At 71.4% G+C, this 20,130-nt stretch carries 16 protein-coding genes; 12 read left to right on the top strand and 4 right to left on the bottom strand.

From position 1 onward, the window contains the following. The first annotated feature begins 85 nt into the window (after positions 1-85). The 10 genes from ACZ499_RS22870 (at position 86) to ACZ499_RS22825 (ending at position 8,551) form a co-directional block, all read left to right on the top strand. The gene (locus ACZ499_RS22870; protein WP_385547286.1) at positions 86-985 is read left to right on the top strand and encodes a Rossmann-like and DUF2520 domain-containing protein; all 900 of its coding nucleotides are present in this window, start codon (positions 86-88) and stop codon (positions 983-985) included. Continuing rightward, entirely contained in the window at positions 982-1,968 is a 987-nt protein-coding gene (gene panC, locus ACZ499_RS22865) for a pantoate--beta-alanine ligase (RefSeq protein ID WP_468677477.1), read from the top strand. Before ACZ499_RS22870 ends, panC begins: the two co-directional genes overlap by 4 nt. Beyond that, on the top strand, positions 1,965-3,698 hold the full coding sequence (locus ACZ499_RS22860; protein WP_468677475.1) for an L-aspartate oxidase: 1,734 nt from the start codon (positions 1,965-1,967) through the stop codon (positions 3,696-3,698). The genes panC and ACZ499_RS22860 overlap by 4 nt, the downstream gene beginning before the upstream one ends. Positions 3,699-3,700: 2 nt before the next feature. Next, complete coding sequence (gene nadC, locus ACZ499_RS22855; protein ID WP_468677474.1) at positions 3,701-4,708, top strand: carboxylating nicotinate-nucleotide diphosphorylase; 1,008 nt, start codon at positions 3,701-3,703, stop codon at positions 4,706-4,708. 3 nt (positions 4,709-4,711) lie between these two features. Further along, entirely contained in the window at positions 4,712-5,518 is an 807-nt protein-coding gene (locus ACZ499_RS22850) for a type III pantothenate kinase (RefSeq protein WP_468412814.1), read from the top strand. A 610-nt stretch (positions 5,519-6,128) separates the two neighbouring features. Continuing rightward, a complete protein-coding gene (locus ACZ499_RS22845) occupies positions 6,129-6,710 on the top strand; it encodes a hypothetical protein (protein ID WP_468677473.1) in 582 nt (193 codons plus the stop codon). 14 nt (positions 6,711-6,724) lie between these two features. Next, positions 6,725-6,904: a hypothetical protein gene (locus ACZ499_RS22840; RefSeq protein ID WP_468677472.1), complete on the top strand. Its 180-nt coding sequence runs from the start codon at positions 6,725-6,727 to the stop codon at positions 6,902-6,904. 146 nt (positions 6,905-7,050) lie between these two features. After that, entirely contained in the window at positions 7,051-7,530 is a 480-nt protein-coding gene (locus ACZ499_RS22835) for a BlaI/MecI/CopY family transcriptional regulator (protein ID WP_468677471.1), read from the top strand. A 9-nt stretch (positions 7,531-7,539) separates the two neighbouring features. Then, complete coding sequence (locus ACZ499_RS22830; RefSeq protein ID WP_371654001.1) at positions 7,540-8,061, top strand: amino-acid N-acetyltransferase; 522 nt, start codon at positions 7,540-7,542, stop codon at positions 8,059-8,061. A 154-nt stretch (positions 8,062-8,215) separates the two neighbouring features. Continuing rightward, positions 8,216-8,551: a histone-like nucleoid-structuring protein Lsr2 gene (locus tag ACZ499_RS22825; RefSeq protein ID WP_371654002.1), complete on the top strand. Its 336-nt coding sequence runs from the start codon at positions 8,216-8,218 to the stop codon at positions 8,549-8,551. Here ACZ499_RS22825 and ACZ499_RS22820 read toward each other — a convergent pair. Further along, complete coding sequence (locus ACZ499_RS22820; RefSeq protein ID WP_468677470.1) at positions 8,530-9,177, bottom strand: SCO3374 family protein; 648 nt, start codon at positions 9,175-9,177, stop codon at positions 8,530-8,532. The two genes, ACZ499_RS22825 and ACZ499_RS22820, sit on opposite strands and share 22 nt — an antisense overlap. Before the next feature lie 450 nt (positions 9,178-9,627). On the opposite strand from ACZ499_RS22820, the gene ACZ499_RS22815 reads away from it, so the two are divergent. Further along, entirely contained in the window at positions 9,628-12,153 is a 2,526-nt protein-coding gene (locus ACZ499_RS22815; protein ID WP_468412805.1) for an ATP-dependent Clp protease ATP-binding subunit, read from the top strand. An 88-nt stretch (positions 12,154-12,241) separates the two neighbouring features. Here ACZ499_RS22815 and ACZ499_RS22810 read toward each other — a convergent pair whose 3' ends face one another. Both ACZ499_RS22810 and ACZ499_RS22805 read right to left on the bottom strand, forming a co-directional pair. Beyond that, on the bottom strand, positions 12,242-15,355 hold the full coding sequence (locus ACZ499_RS22810; protein WP_468677468.1) for an NACHT domain-containing protein: 3,114 nt from the start codon (positions 15,353-15,355) through the stop codon (positions 12,242-12,244). Further along, positions 15,352-18,549, bottom strand: a complete 3,198-nt coding sequence (locus ACZ499_RS22805; RefSeq protein WP_468677467.1) for an NACHT domain-containing protein — start codon at positions 18,547-18,549, stop codon at positions 15,352-15,354. The genes ACZ499_RS22810 and ACZ499_RS22805 overlap by 4 nt, the downstream gene beginning before the upstream one ends. 303 nt (positions 18,550-18,852) lie before the next feature. Between ACZ499_RS22805 and ACZ499_RS22800 the strand changes: the two genes are divergently transcribed. After that, the gene (locus ACZ499_RS22800) at positions 18,853-19,536 is read left to right on the top strand and encodes a M23 family metallopeptidase (protein ID WP_468677465.1); all 684 of its coding nucleotides are present in this window, start codon (positions 18,853-18,855) and stop codon (positions 19,534-19,536) included. A 17-nt stretch (positions 19,537-19,553) separates the two neighbouring features. Here the strand turns inward: ACZ499_RS22800 and ACZ499_RS22795 are convergent, their stop codons facing one another. Beyond that, positions 19,554-20,114, bottom strand: coding sequence for a TetR/AcrR family transcriptional regulator (locus ACZ499_RS22795; RefSeq protein WP_385545202.1), 561 nt, complete (start codon positions 20,112-20,114; stop codon positions 19,554-19,556). Positions 20,115-20,130 lie beyond the last annotated feature (16 nt).

The raw sequence follows: 20,130 nt of genomic DNA, 5'->3' as shown, positions 1-20,130 counted from the left end.
AGCCGCGGACGTCTCGAAACCTGGGCGTAGCATGACGGGGAAATCGTCCGGTACCCCTCGCGGACTGGAACGGAAGGCCCGCCGCGTGAACGCACAACCAGAAACCCGCCCAGCCCGCCTCACCGTCGGTGTCGTCGGTGCCGGCCGGGTCGGCCCCGCCCTCGCCGCCGCGCTGAAGCTCGCCGGGCACCGCCCGGTCGCGGTCTCCGGCGTGTCGGACGCCTCCGTGCGCCGGGCCGCCGCCCTGCTGCCGGACGTGCCCCTGGTGCCGCCCGCCGAAGTGCTGGCCGCCGCGGACCTGGTGCTGCTCACCGTCCCCGACGACGCCCTGCCGGGCCTGGTGGAGGGCCTCGCCGAGACAGGCGCGATCCGCCCCGGCCAACTGCTCGTGCACACCTCCGGGCGGTACGGGACGGACGTGCTCGCGCCCGCCACGCGCGCGGGGGCGCTGCCGCTGGCCCTGCACCCCGCGATGACGTTCACCGGGACCGGCGTCGACGTCCAGCGCCTGGCCGGGTGCTCGTTCGGCGTCACCGCGCCGGAGGAACTGCGGCTCGCCGCGGAAGCGCTGGTCATCGAGATGGGCGGCGAGCCCGAGTGGATCGAGGAGCAGAACCGGCCGCTCTACCACGCGGCCCTCGCCCTCGGCGCGAACCACCTCGTCACCCTGGTGGCCCAGTCCATGGAGCTGCTGCGGCTGGCCGGAGTCTCCGCCCCCGACCGGATGCTCGGCCCGCTCCTGGGAGCGGCGCTCGACAACGCGCTGCGCTCCGGCGACGCGGCCCTGACCGGCCCCGTCGCGCGCGGCGACGCGGGCACGGTCGCGGCGCACATCGCCGAGCTGCGCAAGCACGCCCCCGGCACGGTCGCCGGATACCTCGCCATGGCCCGTACGACCGCCGACCGGGCGCTCGCCCACGGCCTGCTGAAGCCCGAGCTCGCCGAGGATCTGCTGGGCGTGCTCGCGGACGGAGAGAACCGATGACCCTTCTGGTCCGCACCGCCGCCGAGCTGGCAGCCCTGGAGCGCACCGGCCGCCGCGCCGTCGTCATGACCATGGGCGCCCTGCACGAGGGGCACGCCACCCTGGTGCGCACCGCGCGCGAGAGCGTCGGCCCCGGCGGCCAGGTCGTCGTCACGGTCTTCGTGAACCCGCTGCAGTTCGGCGCGGGCGAGGACCTCGACCGCTATCCGCGCACCCTGGACGCCGACATCGAACTGGCCGGGCACGCGGGCGCCGACGCCGTGTTCGCGCCCTCCGTGGACGAGGTCTACCCCGGTGGCGAGCCGCAAGTGCGCATCACCGCGGGGCCGATGGGCGAGCGGCTCGAAGGCGCCTCCCGCCCCGGCCACTTCGACGGCATGCTCACCGTCGTCGCCAAGCTGCTCCACCTCACCGCCCCCGACCTCGCGCTGTTCGGGGAGAAGGACGCCCAGCAGCTGGCCCTGATCCGACGCATGGCGCGCGACCTCAACTTCCCCGTGGAGATCGTCGGCGTGCCCACGGTCCGCGAGGCCGACGGGCTCGCCCTCTCCAGCCGCAACCGCTACCTCTCGCAGGCCGACCGCACCACCGCGCTGGCGCTGTCGCGCGCGCTGTTCGCGGCCCGCGACCGGCTGACGGCCGAGCACGCGCTCCACGCGCGCGCCGCAGCCACCCACGCCTCCTCCGGGCGCGCCCTGGCGCTCTCCCGGATCGGCGAGGCCCGCGCGGCCGCCGACGCGTACGCGGTGGAGGCGGCGGGCCCGTCCCCCGCGGTCGTGCGCGCCGCCGCCCAGAGCGTCCTGGACGAGGCCGCCAAGGCGGAACCGCCGCTGGCCCTGGACTATCTGGCGCTGGTCGACCCGGCGACGTTCGACGAGGCCGTGGACGGCTTCGCCGGTGAGGCGGTCCTCGCGATCGCCGCGCGCGTCGGCACCACCCGCCTCATCGACAACATCCCGCTGAACTTCGGAGCCCCCGCATGACCAGGACGAACGACGGTCCGGCCCGGACCGGCATACGGCTGGACGCGCCCGCACCCGGCTGGTCCATCGACGCGGACGTCGTGGTCGTCGGCTCGGGCGTGGCGGGCCTCACCGCAGCCCTGCGCTGCACCGCCGCCGGGCTCACCACCGTGGTGGTGACCAAGGCGCGGCTCGACGACGGCTCGACGCGCTGGGCGCAGGGCGGCATCGCGGCGGCCCTCGGCGAGGGCGACACCCCCGAACAGCACCTGGACGACACGCTGGTGGCGGGCGCGGGCCTGTGTGACGAGACCGCGGTGCGCACCCTGGTCACCGAGGGCCCGGACGCGGTGCGGCGGCTGATCGCCACCGGCGCCGCCTTCGACACCGACGACTCCGGCGCCATCTCGCTGACCCGCGAGGGCGGCCACCACCGCCGCCGCATCGCCCACGCGGGCGGCGACGCCACGGGCGCCGAGATCTCGCGCGCGCTGGTCGAGGCCGTCCGCGAGCAGGCCGTACGGACCATCGAGAACGCGCTCGTACTCGACCTGCTGAGGGACGACGACGGGCGTACGGCGGGCATCACCCTGCACGTCATGGGCGAGGGCCAGCACGACGGCGTGGGGGCCGTCCACGCCCCCGCCGTGGTGCTCGCCACCGGCGGCATGGGCCAGGTCTTCTCGGCCACCACCAACCCGCCGGTCTCCACCGGCGACGGCGTCGCCCTGGCGCTGCGGGCCGGCGCCGAGATCTCCGACCTGGAGTTCGTCCAGTTCCACCCGACCGTGCTCTTCCTCGGCGCCGACTCCGAGGGCCAGCAGCCGCTGGTCTCCGAGGCGGTACGGGGAGAGGGCGCCCACCTCGTCGACGCCTCCGGCACCCGCTTCATGCTCGGGCAGCACGAGCTGGCCGAGCTGGCGCCCCGCGACATCGTGGCCAAGGCGATCACGCGCCAGATGCAGGCGCGGGGCACCGAGCACATGTACCTGGACGCACGGCACTTCGGCGCCGAGATGTGGGAGCAGCGTTTCCCCACCATCCTCGCCGCCTGCCGCGCCCACGGCATCGACCCGGTCACCGAGCCCATCCCGGTCGCCCCGGCCGCCCACTACGCCTCCGGGGGCGTCCGCACCGACCTGCACGGCCGCACCACGGTCCCGGGGCTCTACGCGTGCGGCGAGGTCGCCTGCACCGGCGTCCACGGCGCCAACCGGCTCGCCTCCAACTCCCTGCTTGAGGGCCTGGTCTTCGCCGAGCGCATCGCGGCCGACATCGCGGCGGGCGGCCACGCGCGCGTGGCGGCCCCCCAGGACGACGCCCATCGCGTCCCCGGGTCCGCCCCCACCTCCCCGCTGCTGGCCCCCGAGACCCGCATCCAGATCCAGCGGATCATGACCAACGGCGCGGGCGTGCTCCGCTCCGCCGACAGCCTCGCCGGGGCCGCCGCCCGCCTGGAGGAGATCCGGGCCGACGCCGACGGAGCCGGTGAGCGCAAGGCCGCCGAGCCCGGCGTGGACGCGTGGGAGACCACCAACCTGCTGCTCGTCGCGCGCGTGCTGGTCGCCGCCGCCGCCGCCCGCGAGGAGACCCGCGGCTGCCACTGGCGCGAGGACCGGCCCGACCGGGACGACGAGGACTGGCACCGCCACCTCGTCGTACGGGTGACGCCGGACCGTACGCTCGACGTCCGCCGCACCGATTCCGCAGACTTCCCCCCGACAGTCGCCGACGCCCCCAGGGAGCCGTAACCGTGAGCACCCCCGACGAACACCGTCCCGAGCCGGTGGACGTACCGCTGATCCAGATCGGCGTCCCCGCGAGCGGAGGCTGCGGCGACGACTGCGGCTGCGGCGACGAGGACGTGTACGAGTGCGGCCTCGACCCCACGCTGGCCGCGCTGCTGGCCGAGGCGGGCCTGGACCCCGTACAGGTCGAGGACATCGCGCACCTCGCCATCGAGGAGGACCTCGACGGCGGCGTGGACGTGACGACCGCCGCGACCGTCCCCGAGGACGCCGTCGCCACCGGCGACTTCACCGCGCGCGAGGCCGGCACGGTCGCGGGCCTGCGGGTCGCCGAGGCGATCCTGTCGATCGTGTGCACCGAGGAGTTCGAGGTCGAGCGGCACGTCGCGGACGGCGACCGGGTGGAGGCGGGCCAGAAGCTGCTGAGCGTCACCACGCGCACCCGCGACCTGCTCACCGCCGAGCGCAGCGCGCTCAACCTGCTGTGCCGCCTGTCCGGCATCGCGACCGCCACGCGCGCGTGGGCGGACGCCCTGGAGGGCACGCGCGCGAAGGTGCGCGACACCCGCAAGACGACGCCGGGGCTGCGCGCCCTGGAGAAGTACGCGGTGCGCTGCGGCGGCGGCGTCAACCACCGCATGTCGCTCTCCGACGCGGCGCTGGTCAAGGACAACCACGTGGTGGCCGCGGGCGGCGTCGCCGAGGCCTTCAAGGCCGTACGGGAGATGTTCCCGGAGGTGGCGATCGAGGTCGAGGTCGACACGCTCGACCAGGTCGGCGAGGTCCTGGAGGCGGGCGCCGACCTGATCCTGCTGGACAACTTCACGCCGGAGCAGACCGCGCGCGCGGTGGAGATCGTGGCCGGCCGGGCGTTCCTGGAGTCCTCGGGCCGCCTCACCCTGGAGACCGCGGCGCAGTACGCGGCGACGGGTGTCGACTACCTGGCGGTCGGCGCGCTCACCCACTCCTCGCCGATCCTCGACATCGGACTCGATCTGCGCGAGGCGGCGTAACCGATGCTGCTGACGATCGACGTAGGCAACACGCAAACGGTCCTCGGCCTCTTCGACGGCGAGGAGGTCGTCGAGCACTGGCGGATCTCCACCGACCCGCGCCGCACCGCCGACGAGATGGCGGTCCTGCTCAACGGTCTGATGGGCATGCACCCGCTGCTCGGGGCGGAGCTCGGCGACAACATCGAGGGCATCGCGATCTGCTCGACGGTGCCGTCGGTCCTGCACGAGCTGCGCGAAGTGACCCGCCGCTACTACGGCGACGTCCCTGCGGTCCTGGTCGAGCCCGGCATCAAGACCGGCGTCCCGATCCTGATGGACAACCCCAAGGAGGTCGGCGCGGACCGCATCATCAACGCGGTCGCGGCGGTCGAGCTGTACGGGGGCCCGGCGATCGTCGTCGACTTCGGCACGGCCACGACGTTCGACGCGGTGAGCGCGCGCGGCGAGTACGCGGGCGGGGTGATCGCCCCCGGCATCGAGATCTCGGTCGAGGCCCTCGGGGTCAAGGGCGCCCAGCTCCGCAAGATCGAACTGGCCCGGCCGCGGGCGGTGATCGGCAAGAACACGGTCGAGGCGATGCAGGCGGGGATCGTGTACGGGTTCGCCGGGCAGGTCGACGGGGTCGTGACCCGCATGGCCCGCGAGCTGGTGGGCCCGGGCGGCGACCCGTCCGACGTCACGGTGATCGCCACGGGCGGGCTGGCCCCGATGGTCCTGGGCGAGGCGCATGTGATCGACGAACACGAGCCGTGGCTGACGCTGATCGGCTTGCGGCTGGTGTACGAACGCAACATTTCCCGCATGTAGCTCAGCCCCACCCCGCTCCTTCCCGCTGTCATATGAGGCTCCGCCGCGTGGCCTCCGGGGGTGGGAGGGGGCGGAGGTGGGGTTTCCCGGGAGCTCCCCCCGGACCCCTTCGCGGGGCCTGCGGCCCCAGCACCCCTGGAACCCCGTGTTCGTCTGCGGGCTGTGTGTGGCTGGTCGCGCAGTTCCCCGCGCCCCTGGAGGCAAATGGGGGCTCGGCCGAATTTCAGCCCCACCGGCGTGCGAGGAGCGCGGTCCGGGCACATTCAGCCCCATCGGCGTTTGAGGAGCGGGGTCCGGGGTGGAGCCCCGAAGCGGGGGCGGGGGCGCAGCCCCAGCGGGGTACCGGGGGCGGAGTCCCCCGTAAGCGGGGTGCGGGGGCCGCAGGCCCCGCAATGGGGTGCAGGGCCCCGTAGGCCCCGCCCGGGGGCCCCGCAGGCCCCGCCCCCGGGAAACCGTCCTCAGCCCCCACCCACCCCCGGAGGGTTACGGCGGGGCGGGGAATTCGACCCCCACCCGGACACAACGCGCCCACCACCCCCCATTAAACGGATTTTGTCCATTTAGGACGTATTGTCGGTTCATGCCCACGCCTTACGGATCCCGCGGCGGAATGGTGTTCAGCGCAGACGAGCTGCGTGTGCTCCGACGCGCCCTCGCCGTCGCCCTCCACCCTGCCCCCCTCGCGGACACGGACGTCCAGGACTGCCTCCGGCTAGCCGGATCCGTGGACGAGGCCGTGCGCGAGGCGAACCGGCTGCGCGCCTTTCTGCTGGCCGATCTCGCCCGCTACCGCACTGCCCTGCCCGGCTCCGCCCCGGGCTATCTGGAGCTCCTCCAGGACGCCCTGGCGGCCGGTTACGCCCCGACCCCGGACGACCTGGCAGCGCTGCGCGGGTTGCGCGCGCAGCCCGCGGCCGCCGCACTGCTCGAACGGTGCCGACGGCTGTCCGAGCACTCCGTACGGGCGCGGCTCGCCGCCGTGGCCCCGGGACCGCGCACCCGGCTCCTCGCCCTGCCCGGCGGGCGCGCCGCCGCGCAGGATCCGAAGCAGCCCCGACCCCAGCCCACGTCCGAGCCCGCCCCGCCGCAGCCCAAGGCGCCCCGCCCGGACCGGCCCATCCCCACCCCCGGCGAGGTGTTCCCGCCGCGCCGCAAGCCCCTGCCCCCGTCCGCCGCCCGCGCCGCCGGGTAGCTACTCTGGTCGGCATGGACTACGTTTCCGCGCTCGTTCCCCCCGTGGTGATGGCCGTCTTCTTCATCGGGCTCATCGTGACGATCGTCAAGAGCCAGGGCGGCCCCAACAAGGGCAAGGAGGACGCGGCCGTGGACGCCGCGCTCGCCCGCGCCGAGGCCGCACAGCAGCGGCCGAGCACCGGCCAGGTCTGACCGCGAAAGGCCTGCGGCCCCTCCCGGCCGCACGGCGCGTTTCACGCGTCAAGGGCGCGCGACCCTTATCAAGGGCGCGCGCCCTTTTTGCTGTTCACCACCGTAAATAACCAGCCATTCACGACATCTCCCACTATGGTGCAGATGTGCCTCGCCAATTGGGAGAGCTGGAAGACGCCGTCATGACGCGCGTCTGGCAGTGGAACCGTCCGGTCACCGTCCGGGAAGTACTGGAAGACCTTCAGCAGGAACGGTCCATCGCGTACACGACCGTGATGACCGTAATGGACAATCTCCATCAGAAGGGCTGGGTGCGCCGGGAAGTCGACGGACGCGCCTATCGATATACCGCGGTCTCCACCCGGGCCGCCTACGCGGCCGCACTGATGAACGAAGCGTGGTCGCAGAGTGACAACCCGGCCGCCGCACTGGTCGCCTTCTTCGGCATGATGTCTCCGGAGCAGCGCGAGTCCCTGCGCGATGCCGTACGGATGGTCGGACCGCCCGAGGGCTACGCGGATCCGGCCGATCCGCCACGGTCGACGGAAGCCGAGTCCCCGCAAGAGAGCGCACAACCCGCGGAACCCGCAGAACCCGATGGGACCGGAGACGGCACGGGGCGATAGCGTCCGGTCATGTCTTATGCCCCCGCAAATGCCGTCAGCGTCCGCCGGGCCAGGACCAGCGATGTCCCGGCGGTCCGCCGCCTTCTCGACGCGTACGTCGGCGCGGGGATCCTGCTCGACAAAGCGACCGTGACGCTTTACGAGGACATCCAGGAGTTCTGGGTCGCGGAACGCGACTCCGATGCCCGGGTGGTCGGCTGCGGCGCGCTGCACGTGATGTGGGAAGACCTCGCCGAAGTGCGCACTCTCGCGGTGGACCGCGAGTTCAAGGGCGCCGGAGTGGGGCATCTGGTGCTCGACAAGCTGCTGCAGACCGCCCGCTGGCTCGGGATCCGCAGGGTTTTCTGTCTCACCTTCGAAGTGGACTTCTTCGCGAAGCACGGCTTCACCGAGATCGGGGAGACTCCGGTCGACACAGATGTCTACAGCGAGCTGCTGCGCTCGTATGACGAGGGTGTCGCCGAGTTCCTGGGTCTCGAACGAGTGAAGCCGAACACCTTGGGCAACAGCCGGATGCTTCTGCACCTGTGATCGCGGGAACCCGGTGGAACCCGGCAGAGCCCTATGTCCGAATCGCGCACGTTTCCCGCTCTGTAAGGTCCCTGAACCTCTGCCGGGGGTTTGTGTTTTCCAGGCAAAAGCGGTTTCCTTTCCGCGTACTGCATTTTCGATGAAAGGAAATCCGGTGGCACAGAAGGTTCAGGTCCTTCTTGTCGATGACCTCGACGGCGGCGAGGCGGACGAGACCGTGACGTTCGCTCTCGATGGCAAGACCTACGAGATCGACCTCACCACCGCCAACGCGGACAAGCTGCGGGGTCTGCTCGACCCGTACACGAAGAGCGGGCGGCGCACCGGTGGCCGCGCTGCCGGCGGCCGGGGCAAGAGCCGCGCTGTCGCGACCGGCGGCCAGGACACCGCCCAGATCCGCAAGTGGGCCAAGGAGCAGGGCTACAGCGTGAACGACCGCGGACGCGTCCCGGCCGATATCCGCGAGGCCTACGAGAAGGCCAACGGCTGAGTTCCCGCGTTAGCCGACCCCTTCGCGCCGGCCCTCTCCAGGGCATGCGCGGAGCCGGTTACCGATTTCGTGGGGAACAACAGGGCCCGGTGGCATTCCGTCGCCGCCGCGTCCACCAGCCGGACGAGGTCGGGGGTGCCCTCACCGCCCCCGTCGCCCTTCGGTCCGGCGAATCCGGTGAAAGCCGGAAGGGTTGCCTCTACCTCGCACCCCGGCTCGGGAGGCCGCAGCCACACGGCGGTCTCCCGCGAGCCGTCCCGATCGGGCGGCACGCTCCAGCCGGGCGGTACGGGAGCGGTGATCCGGCCGCCGGCGCCGATGGCCGACAGGTCCAGGGCGACCCCGCCCCACTCCAGCCAGTCGAGCAGCCCCGGCAGCTCCTCCGCGCTGCCCGCGGCCACCAGGAGCCGCATCCGGCGCCCCACGAGGGCGACAGGGCCCGTGTGCCCGTACCGTCTCAGCAGGGCGGCACCGGCGGGCGCCGGGAGGTCGAGCACGTCGAAGCGCAGCCCCGTCAGGAGCCGCACCGGCGGTCCCGCCGCCACGGCCCAGCCGAGCTCCCGCTCGTACCACTGGACGAGCGGGCGGCCGAGCGGGGTGCGGGGGCAGGGCACGGTGAGGGCCATGTCCGGAGCAACTCCTGAAACGCCCCGGAGTTACGCAGAGTTTCCGGACGGATGCGTTCCGTAGGTGCATCGGGGGTGCGCGGAAGCATTCGGCGGCGCAAGTGTGTTCGCCCGTAGCTGAGGGAACCGGGGCGCGCCGCATGGACTGTCAGTGCTTACGGGTAAGACATTCCTAGTGGGGAGGGGCGAGAAGCTCGCCGGGCCGTCTCGCGTTCGCCATCGGCGTACTGGAGACAGGGGTATCTGCTTGGCCTGCGGGAACATCGTCTCGCACCATCGAGTTGGAGCAGTTGTCGACTGTTCGGCAGCAAGTTTCCCCGCCTGGGCGGGGGTGATCGGGTCGGATGTCGGCAGTTGGAATGAGCTGTCCCGTCCCACGGGACTAGCATGCGGAAGGACAGGGAGGGGACCGACCCCTTACTGCCCGACCGCTCTGAGGAGCGATTAACGATGTTCGAGAGGTTCACCGACCGCGCGCGGCGGGTTGTCGTCCTGGCTCAGGAAGAAGCCCGGATGCTCAACCACAACTACATCGGCACCGAGCACATTCTCCTGGGCCTGATCCATGAGGGTGAGGGTGTCGCCGCTAAGGCCCTGGAGAGCCTCGGGATTTCTCTTGAGGCGGTCCGCCAGCAGGTGGAGGAGATCATCGGCCAGGGCCAGCAGGCCCCGTCCGGTCACATCCCCTTCACTCCGCGTGCCAAGAAGGTCCTGGAGCTGTCGCTCCGCGAGGCCCTCCAGCTCGGCCACAACTACATCGGCACCGAGCACATCCTGCTCGGCCTGATCCGCGAGGGCGAGGGCGTCGCCGCCCAGGTCCTCGTGAAGCTGGGCGCCGATCTCAACCGGGTCCGGCAGCAGGTCATCCAGCTGCTCTCCGGCTACCAGGGCAAGGAAGCCGCCACCGCGGGCGGCCCGGCCGAGGGCACGCCTTCGACCTCCCTCGTCCTCGACCAGTTCGGCCGGAACCTCACCCAGGCCGCTCGTGAGTCCAAGCTCGACCCGGTCATCGGGCGCGAGAAGGAGATCGAGCGGGTCATGCAGGTGCTGTCCCGCCGTACCAAGAACAACCCGGTGCTCATCGGCGAGCCCGGCGTCGGCAAGACGGCGGTCGTCGAGGGCCTGGCGCAGGCCATCGTCAAGGGCGAGGTGCCCGAGACCCTCAAGGACAAGCACCTCTACACCCTGGACCTGGGCGCGCTTGTCGCCGGCTCCCGCTACCGCGGTGACTTCGAGGAGCGCCTGAAGAAGGTCCTCAAGGAGATCCGCACCCGCGGCGACATCATCCTGTTCATCGACGAGCTCCACACCCTGGTGGGTGCGGGCGCCGCCGAGGGCGCGATCGACGCCGCCAGCATCCTGAAGCCGATGCTCGCCCGCGGTGAACTCCAGACCATCGGTGCCACCACGCTCGACGAGTACCGCAAGCACCTGGAGAAGGACGCGGCCCTTGAGCGCCGCTTCCAGCCCATCCAGGTCGCCGAGCCGTCGCTGCCGCACACCATCGAGATCCTCAAGGGGCTGCGCGACCGTTACGAGGCCCACCACCGGGTCTCCATCACGGACGAGGCGCTGGTCCAGGCCGCGACGCTGGCCGACCGGTACATCTCGGACCGCTTCCTCCCGGACAAGGCGATCGACCTGATCGACGAGGCCGGCTCCCGGATGCGCATCCGCCGGATGACCGCGCCGCCGGACCTCCGCGAGTTCGACGAGAAGATCGCGGGCGTGCGCCGCGACAAGGAGTCGGCCATCGACTCCCAGGACTTCGAGAAGGCGGCCTCTCTCCGCGACAAGGAGAAGCAGCTGCTCGCCGCGAAGGCCAAGCGCGAGAAGGAGTGGAAGGCCGGCGACATGGACGTCGTCGCCGAGGTCGACGGCGAGCTCATCGCCGAGGTCCTCGCGACCGCGACCGGCATTCCCGTCTTCAAGCTGACGGAGGAGGAGTCCTCCCGTCTGCTGCGCATGGAGGACGAGCTCCACAAGCGCGTCATCGGCCAGAAGGACGCCATCAAGGCGCTCTCCCAGGCGATCCGGCGCACCCGTGCGGGTCTGAAGGACCCGAAGCGCCCCGGTGGCTCGTTCATCTTCGCCGGCCCGTCCGGCGTCGGTAAGACCGAGCTCTCCAAGACGCTCGCCGAATTCCTCTTCGGCGACGAGGACGCGCTGATCTCCCTCGACATGTCGGAGTTCAGCGAGAAGCACACGGTCTCGCGCCTCTTCGGTTCCCCGCCCGGATACGTGGGTTACGAAGAGGGCGGCCAGCTGACCGAGAAGGTCCGCCGGAAGCCGTTCTCCGTCGTCCTCTTCGACGAGGTCGAAAAGGCCCACCCGGACATCTTCAATTCCCTGCTCCAGATCCTGGAGGACGGTCGCCTGACCGACTCCCAGGGCCGGGTCGTCGACTTCAAGAACACGGTCATCATCATGACCACGAACCTCGGCACCCGGGACATCTCCAAGGGCTTCAACCTGGGCTTCGCCGCCCAGGGCGATGTGAAGACCGGCTACGAGCGGATGAAGGCCAAGGTCAACGAGGAGCTGAAGCAGCACTTCCGCCCCGAGTTCCTGAACCGTGTCGACGACACGGTGGTCTTCCACCAGCTCACCGAGGAAGACATCATCCAGATCGTCGACCTCATGGTCGACAAGGTGGACGAGCGCCTGAAGGACCGCGACATGGGCATCGAGCTCAGCGCGGAGGCGAAGTCGCTCCTGGCGAAGAAGGGCTACGACCCGATCATGGGTGCGCGCCCGCTGCGCCGGACGATCCAGCGCGAGATCGAGGACATCCTCTCGGAGAAGATCCTCTTCGGCGAGCTGCGCCCGGGCCACATCGTGGTCGTCGACACGGAGGGCGAGGGCGAGGCGAAGAAGTTCACCTTCCGCGGCGAGGAGAAGTCCGCGCTGCCGGACGTCCCCCCGATCGAGCAGGCGGCAGGCGGCGCCGGCCCGAACCTGAGCAAGGAGGCGTAGCCTCCGCGGGCTCGCCTTGAGGGGCTGCCCCGGCTGTATGCAGAGGTTTTGCGTACGGGCCGGGGCAGCCCCTTTTTCGTGCGTACGGTCAGAGGGGGCGGCCATTCACGGTGACGGCGACTCCGGACAGTGTGCGGAGGTCCCTGCGCTCTTCACGGCTCAGCTCCGGTCTGGCGAGGAGATTGAGGCTCAGCGCCTCCAGCGAGGGAAACACTTGGGGGAGTAGCCGGCAATCGCCGACGTCGTTCAACACGTTCAGGTGGACCTTGCGGATCTGTGGGCAGGGCGGCCCGCCGAGGAGTTCGCGGGGACGGCTGCCCCGGAGGCCCAAGGAAGTGAGTCTCGGCATTCTCGCCACCTGGGCCAGGAGACCGCGCAGGTCCGATGACCGGTACACCGTCAAGTGCGACAGTCCCCGCCACTCCTCCAGCCCGCTCGCATCCGCCATCGCATCCACGTACATGCTCGTGACTCCGGCATGCGCCGGTACCGCTGCCAGGCCGCGGCCTCTCATCCTGCCGAGACTGAGGGATTTGAGGGCCGTCAGCCCCGTAAGAGCGGAGAAGTCTTCGAGCTGGGGGCAATCGTCGGCCAGGGCCAGCCGATGGAGTCCATGGACACCACGGAGGAAGGAAAGGCTGGACAGGACGCCGTTGGACGCCAGGCGTAAGGAGCGCAGAGGCAAATTGCCCAGGGAGCCCGTCAGCTCCTGGGCGGTGAAGTTCCCCACGATGACGACCTCTTGGACGGCGGGGAGACCGCGAAGCTCTTCCAACTGTTCCTTCGATGTGACGCGCACTGTGATGCCCGGCCATGAGATCTGCGAGAGCACCTCGCGCGCGTAGGCGGTGGTGGGGTAGTGATCCCATGCGGTCGCGAACTCGTACGCCGCCGCACGGCTGTGAGAGGCCCAGGCGCGCGCATAGGGGATGGCTTCGGCCCCGCCAATCCTGTTGATCAGCGCGGTAATGCCGGGCGCCCCCGATGAATCGACCCCGCTGTCATCCGGCATGGGCAACTGCGGCAGCAGAGCAGGGCCGAGACGGGCCAGCAAGGCGATCGTGTGCGAACTCACCGGCGGTAACAGCGCCGCGATGCTCCGCTTCACGCGTTCGCTGGTCTGTTCATCGAGCCACGCCGCGTGCTGGGCGCAGAGCGCGGCCAGTACATGGGCTTCGTACGCTCGTTTTCCCTTCGCCTTCAGCAATCCATTGAGCAGCCCAGGCAGTTGACTCCGCCCGCAATGCCCGGCCGCGAGCAGAATGACGTCCTGCCACTGTTCGTCGCTCGCATGGCGGACCAGTTCCTTGATGTGGTCGTCCTCCACCAGCTCCTTCGCCGCCAGGAAGTCCTGGAACGTGCGGTGTGTGAACTGGTAGACATCGTGGCCGCGCTCCTGGAGCAGGCCGCTGCGGTTGAGGAGGTGGCGCAGGACCGCCTCCGGGGTGCCCTGTTCCCGTACGCGCGGCATCCCCGGCAGGGCCCGCTGGATCTGCAGCTCGGCCTGTTCCGCCGTGAACTCCGTCTGCCCCTCCCGCACCAGCCACACCGCGATCCGCTGGAGGAGCTGCGTGGACTCCTCCACAGTGAGGGTGATCCGTTCCGCCGCGCCCACCTTGCGGCGCTCGTCGCGGTTGCCGAGGAGCATGCGCAGGGCCGACTGGTACAGGTCCCAGCGGGTCTTCGGCAGGAAGCCCTGGCGCAGGCGGTGCAGGGCGCAGATGACCGCGCAGAGCAAGGGCGTACGCGCGAGCGCGGCCAGTGCCGCGTTGGTGCGGAACTGGTGGGCCAGGTCCCGCTCCAGCTCGTCCAGCGGCTCGTGCGGGTCGCTGTCCAGCCGGGCCGCCCGGTGCCAGGCGGCCACGAACGCCTGGATGTCCTCGTCCCGCATCGGCAGCAGCCGCAGCTCCTCGAACTCGGCGCGCCGCAGCCACCCCGGCTCCACCGCGAGCGGGCGTACGGTCGCCACGCACCGCACCTGCGGATAGCGCTCCAGGAGGAGCGAGAGCCATCGGTGGGCCTCCTCGCGGTCCTCCTGGGGGACCTCGTCGAGCCCGTCCACGAGCAGCATCGCCCGCCCGGTCTCCAGGACCCGCGCCGCCCAGCCGTCCGGCGCCTCGTCGATCATCAGGCGGGCCGCGTACGGGAGCCGGCCGGGCTGCGGGTAGGCGCCGCCCTGGGCGCGGAGGGTGCGCAGGGGTACGACGAACGGCACCAGGCCGTTCAGATCGGCCAGTTGGGGCCCGAGCGTGCCCGCCGCCGCGTGCGCCGCCAGCCACCACACGAGGGTCGTCTTGCCCGCGCCCGCCTCGCCCCGCAGCAGGACGCGCGGGCGGCAGGCGAGCAGCGCGTCGATGCGCTGGGGCGCCCCCGCATCGGGAAGGCCGGGCGCCCCGGGCCCCTTCGGCTGCGCCTCCAGACTCAGATACGCGGTGTCCAGGTCCCACTCCGCGTCGTGCCGGTTCAGCTCGTCGAGCCCGAAGATCCGGGTGCGGCGGTACTGGGCGCGCAGGGCCTTCGCGTACTCCTCCTCGTACGCCACGTCGTCCCCGTACTCGGCGGTGACCTCGGGCAGGGGCGTCATGGGCGCGCTGTAGTCGGCGCACCAGGTGCGGAAGCCCTCGTTCGCGGCGAGTGCGGCTACTGGTACGCACTCCACGCGCCGGTGACCGCGCCCCTTCGGCACCTTCCTCACCAGGCCGACCACCGTCGCGCCCACGTACACGGGCGCGCCGGAGAGCCCGGCGAGCGGGGAGGTGCCGTCGCGCCGCTCCCTCGCGGGCGGGCGGTCGAACTCGAAGGTCAGCGTCTGACGGAAGCGGCCCGCGACCGGCAGCACGGTTCCGGTGAACTGGTCGAGGTCCAGCCGGTCGCCGTCGTACCGCTGGACGTCCGGGAACCCGATGATCTCGCAGTAGGGGAGCGGCCGTTCGGTGGCGACCGCGCCGAGCCGGGCACCGGCGGCATCGTGCAGCCGCCGCCCCGGGCCGCACCACAGCAGTGCGGCGTCGAGATCGGTGTCCTGCCAGACCACATGGCACGCGATCTTTTTCCCGGGCCCGTCCGGCAGCGCGACCCTCGGCACGGCGTCGAGCCCGAGGTGCGCACAGGTCAGCACCAGCCCGGGGCCGATCAGTACGCCCGTGCCCTGCATGGCGCCGAACACGGCCACGACGTGGCGGGAGCCCTGGAAGCCGTTCACGGCAGCGCCACCCCGCCGTCGAACACCTCGACGCCCTCCGGAAGCCGGTCCATTCCGGTCACCGTATGGCTGGACTGGACGTGGATCTGGAGCAGCGTCGGCGGAGCCGCGAGCCGGCTCACGTCGTACTCCCGCTGGTACGCCCAGAGGTTCAGGACGTGCAGGCGCGGGAAGACGTCCGCGAGCCGGGCGAGGGCGGCCGATGGCACCTGGTCGATCAGATAGACCTGGAACACGGACGGCAGGGCGAGCCCGGCGGGGGCGGCGGACAGTGATGTGCCCGTCACCTGCAAGGTGCGCAGCCGGGGGATACGAGCCACCTCCTCCCACTCCTCGGCGCTCTCGGGGCTGCTCCACGGCCCCAGGTAGAGACCGGTCAGGGCCGTGGTGGACCGGGCCAGGCCACGCAGGTCGCCCGCCGCCGACCCGCTGATGTCGAGCGACTCCAGCGGGGCCGCCGCCGGGAGCGCGGCCGGCGACCAGCTCAGCCGGTCGCCGGTCAGGCCGAGCGAGCGGAGGTGGCGCAGTGAGGTGAGCGGGCTCAGGTCCGCGTTGCCGATTCCGCTCAGCGAGAGTTCGGTGAGCGGCTTGCCACGCAGGCCCGCGAGGTCGGTCAGCCGGGGGCAGTCGGCCACGCCGAGGTCCGTGAGCGGGTGCGGTCCCCTCAGGAAGGACAGGTCCTCCAGGGTCGGGTTCTCCCGCAGCCGCACCCGGGTGAGCGAGGCCTCGGCCGCGTACGCGCTCAGCGCCTGGGCCGAGACGTCGCCGCGCGCCTCCAGCTGCGGCCGGGTGCCGAGTGCCCGCAGGGCGCGCAGCTGCTCGTCGCAGGTGACCGTGAAGAGGATGTCCTCGGGGTCGATCCCGGCGATGACCTCGTCCGCGTACTGCTGGGTGTCGAACCGGCTCCAGGACCAGACGAGCTGGGCCCTCACCTGCCGTGAGGGGTGGTGGCCGAAGCGGGCCAGGAAGGCGATCGCGCGCTCCGACTCCACGTGCGAGGCGGCGATGACGGCCAGCTCGGCCGTGTACTTGTCCAGCCCCTCGGGGCCCGGCAGCAGGTCGAGGATCATCGGACCCGCCGCCGCGAGCGCCCGCGCGGCCACCAGGTCGCGCGGCGGGATCAGCGCGGCCGTACGCCGCTCGACCTCCGCCCGCACCTCCGAGGCGAGCTCGGGCGCGTGCTCCAGGCCGGTCGCCGCGAGCAGATGGACGCGGGTGCGCACACCCGGAGAGGCGTGTTCGTCGCCGTACCTCAGGAGCTCCCCGAACAGCTCCACGCGCTCGCGCGGGCGCGCGTGGGCGACGGCCATGCGGATGACGTCCTCCCACTGGTCGTCGGCGGAGTGGGCGACGAGCAGCCCGAGGTCGCCGGCCTCCACGGCGGCCCGCGCGCCCAGGTAGTCCTGGAAGGTGCGGTGGATGAAGTCGACGGTCCCGGGGGCGGGTTCGCGCAGCAGGCCGCTGCGGTGCAGGAAGTGCTCGAAGACGGCCCGCGCGTCGCCGAGCTCGGCCAGCTCCGGTACGGAGGGGAGCAGCTCCGCGATGACCGTCTCGGCGCGGGTGCGGTCCATCTCGGTGCGGCCGTTGCGGATCAGCCAGTACGCGAGCTGCTGGAGCAGCTGGATCTGCGGCTCCTGGCGGCGCTCGGGCACCCGCATGTCGCGCTCGCGGTCGCGGCGGATCAGCAGCATGGAGAGCGCCGCGTCGTACAGGTCCTTGCGGCCGTACGGCAGGAAGCCGCGCCGGTCGCGGTGGAGGGCGCAGATCAGGCCGCACATCAGCGGGTTGGTGGCCAGGCGCCCGAGGTCCGGCTTGGCGCGCACGGCTGCGAGGAGCTGGCTCTCGTACGCGGTGAGCTCGCCGTCGTCGTCCGCCCCGGTCCGCGCCGCCGTGTGCCAGCGCCGGATGAACGCGGCCACGTCCGCCGGGCCCATCGGGCAGAGCGTGAGCTCGGTGAAGCTCTCCTCGCCGAGCCAGTCCTCACCCACCGCCGAGGGGCGCGAGGTGACCAGCCAGCGGTTGCCGGGGTAGGCCTCGACCAGATCGCTCAGCCACGCCCGGGCGTGGGCGCGTTCGGCGTCCGGGATCTCGTCGATGCCGTCGACCAGGATCAGGCCGCGCCCCTCCTCCAGGACCCTGGACTCCCAGCCGGGCGGCTGCTCGCCCGCCAGCGGGGAGCCGACGGCGGCCAGGAAGTCCTTGGGCGCGGGCAGCCGCGCGCCGTGGCGGGTGAGGGTGCGCAGCGGCAGGACGTAGGGGATGCGGTCGTAGAGGTACGCGGTCGAGTGGTCGAGGTCGTCGCGCGCGGCGGACAGGGCGAGCCACTGGACGAGCGTGGTCTTGCCGGATCCGGCCTCACCGCGCAGCAGTACGCGCTCGTGGTCGGCGAGTACACGGTCGGCGGGGCGGGGAGCGAAGTCCTCCCCGGCGCTCACGGCGCCCGGCACCGGCGCGCGCTCCTCGCGCGTGCGCCACGGCCTGGCGGCGCGCCCCACCACCTCCAGCCTCAGATACGCGGTGTCCAGGGGCCACTTGCGCGGCGAGTTGGCGAGGTCGATGCCGTAGATCGTCAACTTGCCGTGTTTCTTCGCCAGATGCGCCAGATAGCGCGCCTCGAACTTCCCGTCCTGTGCGCCGGGGCGCGGCGTCCGCGCGATCAACTCGTCCATACGGGCGATGAGTTCGCTCTGGCGACGGCTCTGCTCGACGAGGGTGGCGGGCACGAAGGTGGAGCGCTGGGTGAAGAAGTTCAGGATGTGCAGACAGGCGGTGTCGAGCAGGCGCACGTAGAAGTGGGTGGCGTCGGCGGAGAGGTGGCGCTCGGGGTGGTCGCCCGCGCGGCTCAGCTCGCGGGCGAGTTCCCGGTGGCCCAGGGCGACCGCCTCGGCGTCGCTGAGGGTGAGCTCGCCCAGTGCGTAGAGGGTCCGGGCGAGGGCGTCGGCCACGGCCCGCTCCTCGTCCGCCGGGACCGGCCGCTCGCCGGACCGCAGGGCGGCCCTGACCAGCTTGGCGGCGAGGGCGCGCAGATCCGTCTGGCCGAGCGTGCGCTTCTCGCCCCGGAAGGAGACGTACGACGAGATCCGGACCGGCTGGTCGGCCAGGCCGGCGCCGGCCGGTTCGGCGGTGAACAGCTTGCGGATCAGTGGGGTGACGGCGGCGGACGCGACTTTGGCGGTTAGGAGTCCGGGTTCCACGACGCGCCAGCGTAGCCGTGGACACGGGACCTCGGTCCCGAAAAGGAAGGACTTGGGTCCCGCCGAAAGGGGGCGCACGGTGACAAGGGGCACAGGCTCCCGGGGGCCTACTACCGCCGATAGCGGCGCATGAGCCATGCATGGGCCGAATTCCACCGGTGATCGATACGGCTTTCATTAGTAGATGGGTGTTTTGTGGCGGGATGGGGGTGTGGGTTACCAAGGGATGCAGCCCGGCGCGCCACTCGTGTGCCGGGCCTGTTCCTGCCCCGCCCCTGTCGTCCACCCGGAGGATGTCCCCGCATGTTCCAGCGCTCCGCTTCCCGCACCCCCCGCCCGACCGTCCTCCGTCTCTGCGCCGCCGCCGTGGGCGCGGGCCTGGGAGCGACGGCCCTGCTGGGTGCCGGGACAGCCGTCGCCGCCGACAAGGCGGGGGCCCCGGCGCTGGCCGGTGCGGCCGCTTCCGTCGCCGCGCAGGCCGACGCGCAGGCCAAGGCGGCGACGCACGCCAAGGCGGCGACGCACGCCAAGAAGGCTGTGGCCAAGAAGGCTGCGGCCAAGAAGGCCGTGGCGTGGGTGGACCCGGTGGACACGTACAAGCTCAGCGCCACCTTCGGCACCGGCGGCTCGATGTGGGCGCACAAGCACTCCGGCCAGGACTTCGCGGTGCCGATCGGCACCCCGGTCAAGGCCGTGCACGCGGGCACCGTCGTCAAGGCGGGCCCGGGCGGCGGCGGCGACGGCCCGGCGTACGGCAACGCCATAGTGATCCGGCACGCCGACAACACGTACTCCCAGTACGCGCACCTGTCGCGGATCGACGTCCACATCGGGCAGACGATCTCCACCGACCAGCGGATCGCGCTCTCCGGCAACACCGGCAACTCCAGCGGCCCGCACCTGCACTTCGAGATCCGTACGACGGCGAACTACGGCTCGGCCGTGAACCCGGTCGCGTTCCTCCGCACGGCGGGCGTCACGGTCTGACGACCGCGACGTAGGGACTATCGCGCGCCGCTGTGCGCCTGAGTAACAAGATCGATGGCGACTTCGAGGATGGCCTTGCGCCTCTCCTCGGGGTCGCCTTCGAGGTCCTTGAGGGCGTGCATGCCGACGTGCATGGAGAAGAGCGCCGTGAAACAGCGGATCTGGTCGGTCAGGGGCGCGCCCGGGTCCTTGATCAGTTCGACCATCGCGAGGACGCGGTCCTTGAAGTTCTCCCCGATGGACAGCTCGCGGACGGTGGCCTGGTTCTCCTGCATGAAGCGGAAGAGCGGGGCGGCGTCGGTCAGGGCGTCGCTGTAACGTCGCAGAACCTCGATCTTGGATTCCAAGGTCTGAGGCTGCTTCCTGCCCCATTCGAGAAGTTCATCCATCGGTCGGGTGAGGTCCTCAAAGAGGCTCACCAGGATGTCTTCCTTGGTTTTGAAGTGGTAGTAGAGCGCCGCCTTGGTGACGTCGAGCCGCTCCGCGATCTCACGCAGCGAGGTCTTCTCGTACCCCTGCTCGCCGAAGAGCTCCAGGGCCACATCCTGGATGCGCTGGCGGGTGTTGCCTCTGGCCATCGAGCTCTCCTGAAAA

The organism is Streptomyces sp. NPDC031265, from assembly GCF_055570295.1.
The sequence above is the reverse complement of the archived record's forward strand: the minus strand, read 5'-3'. Positions and strand labels throughout refer to the sequence as shown.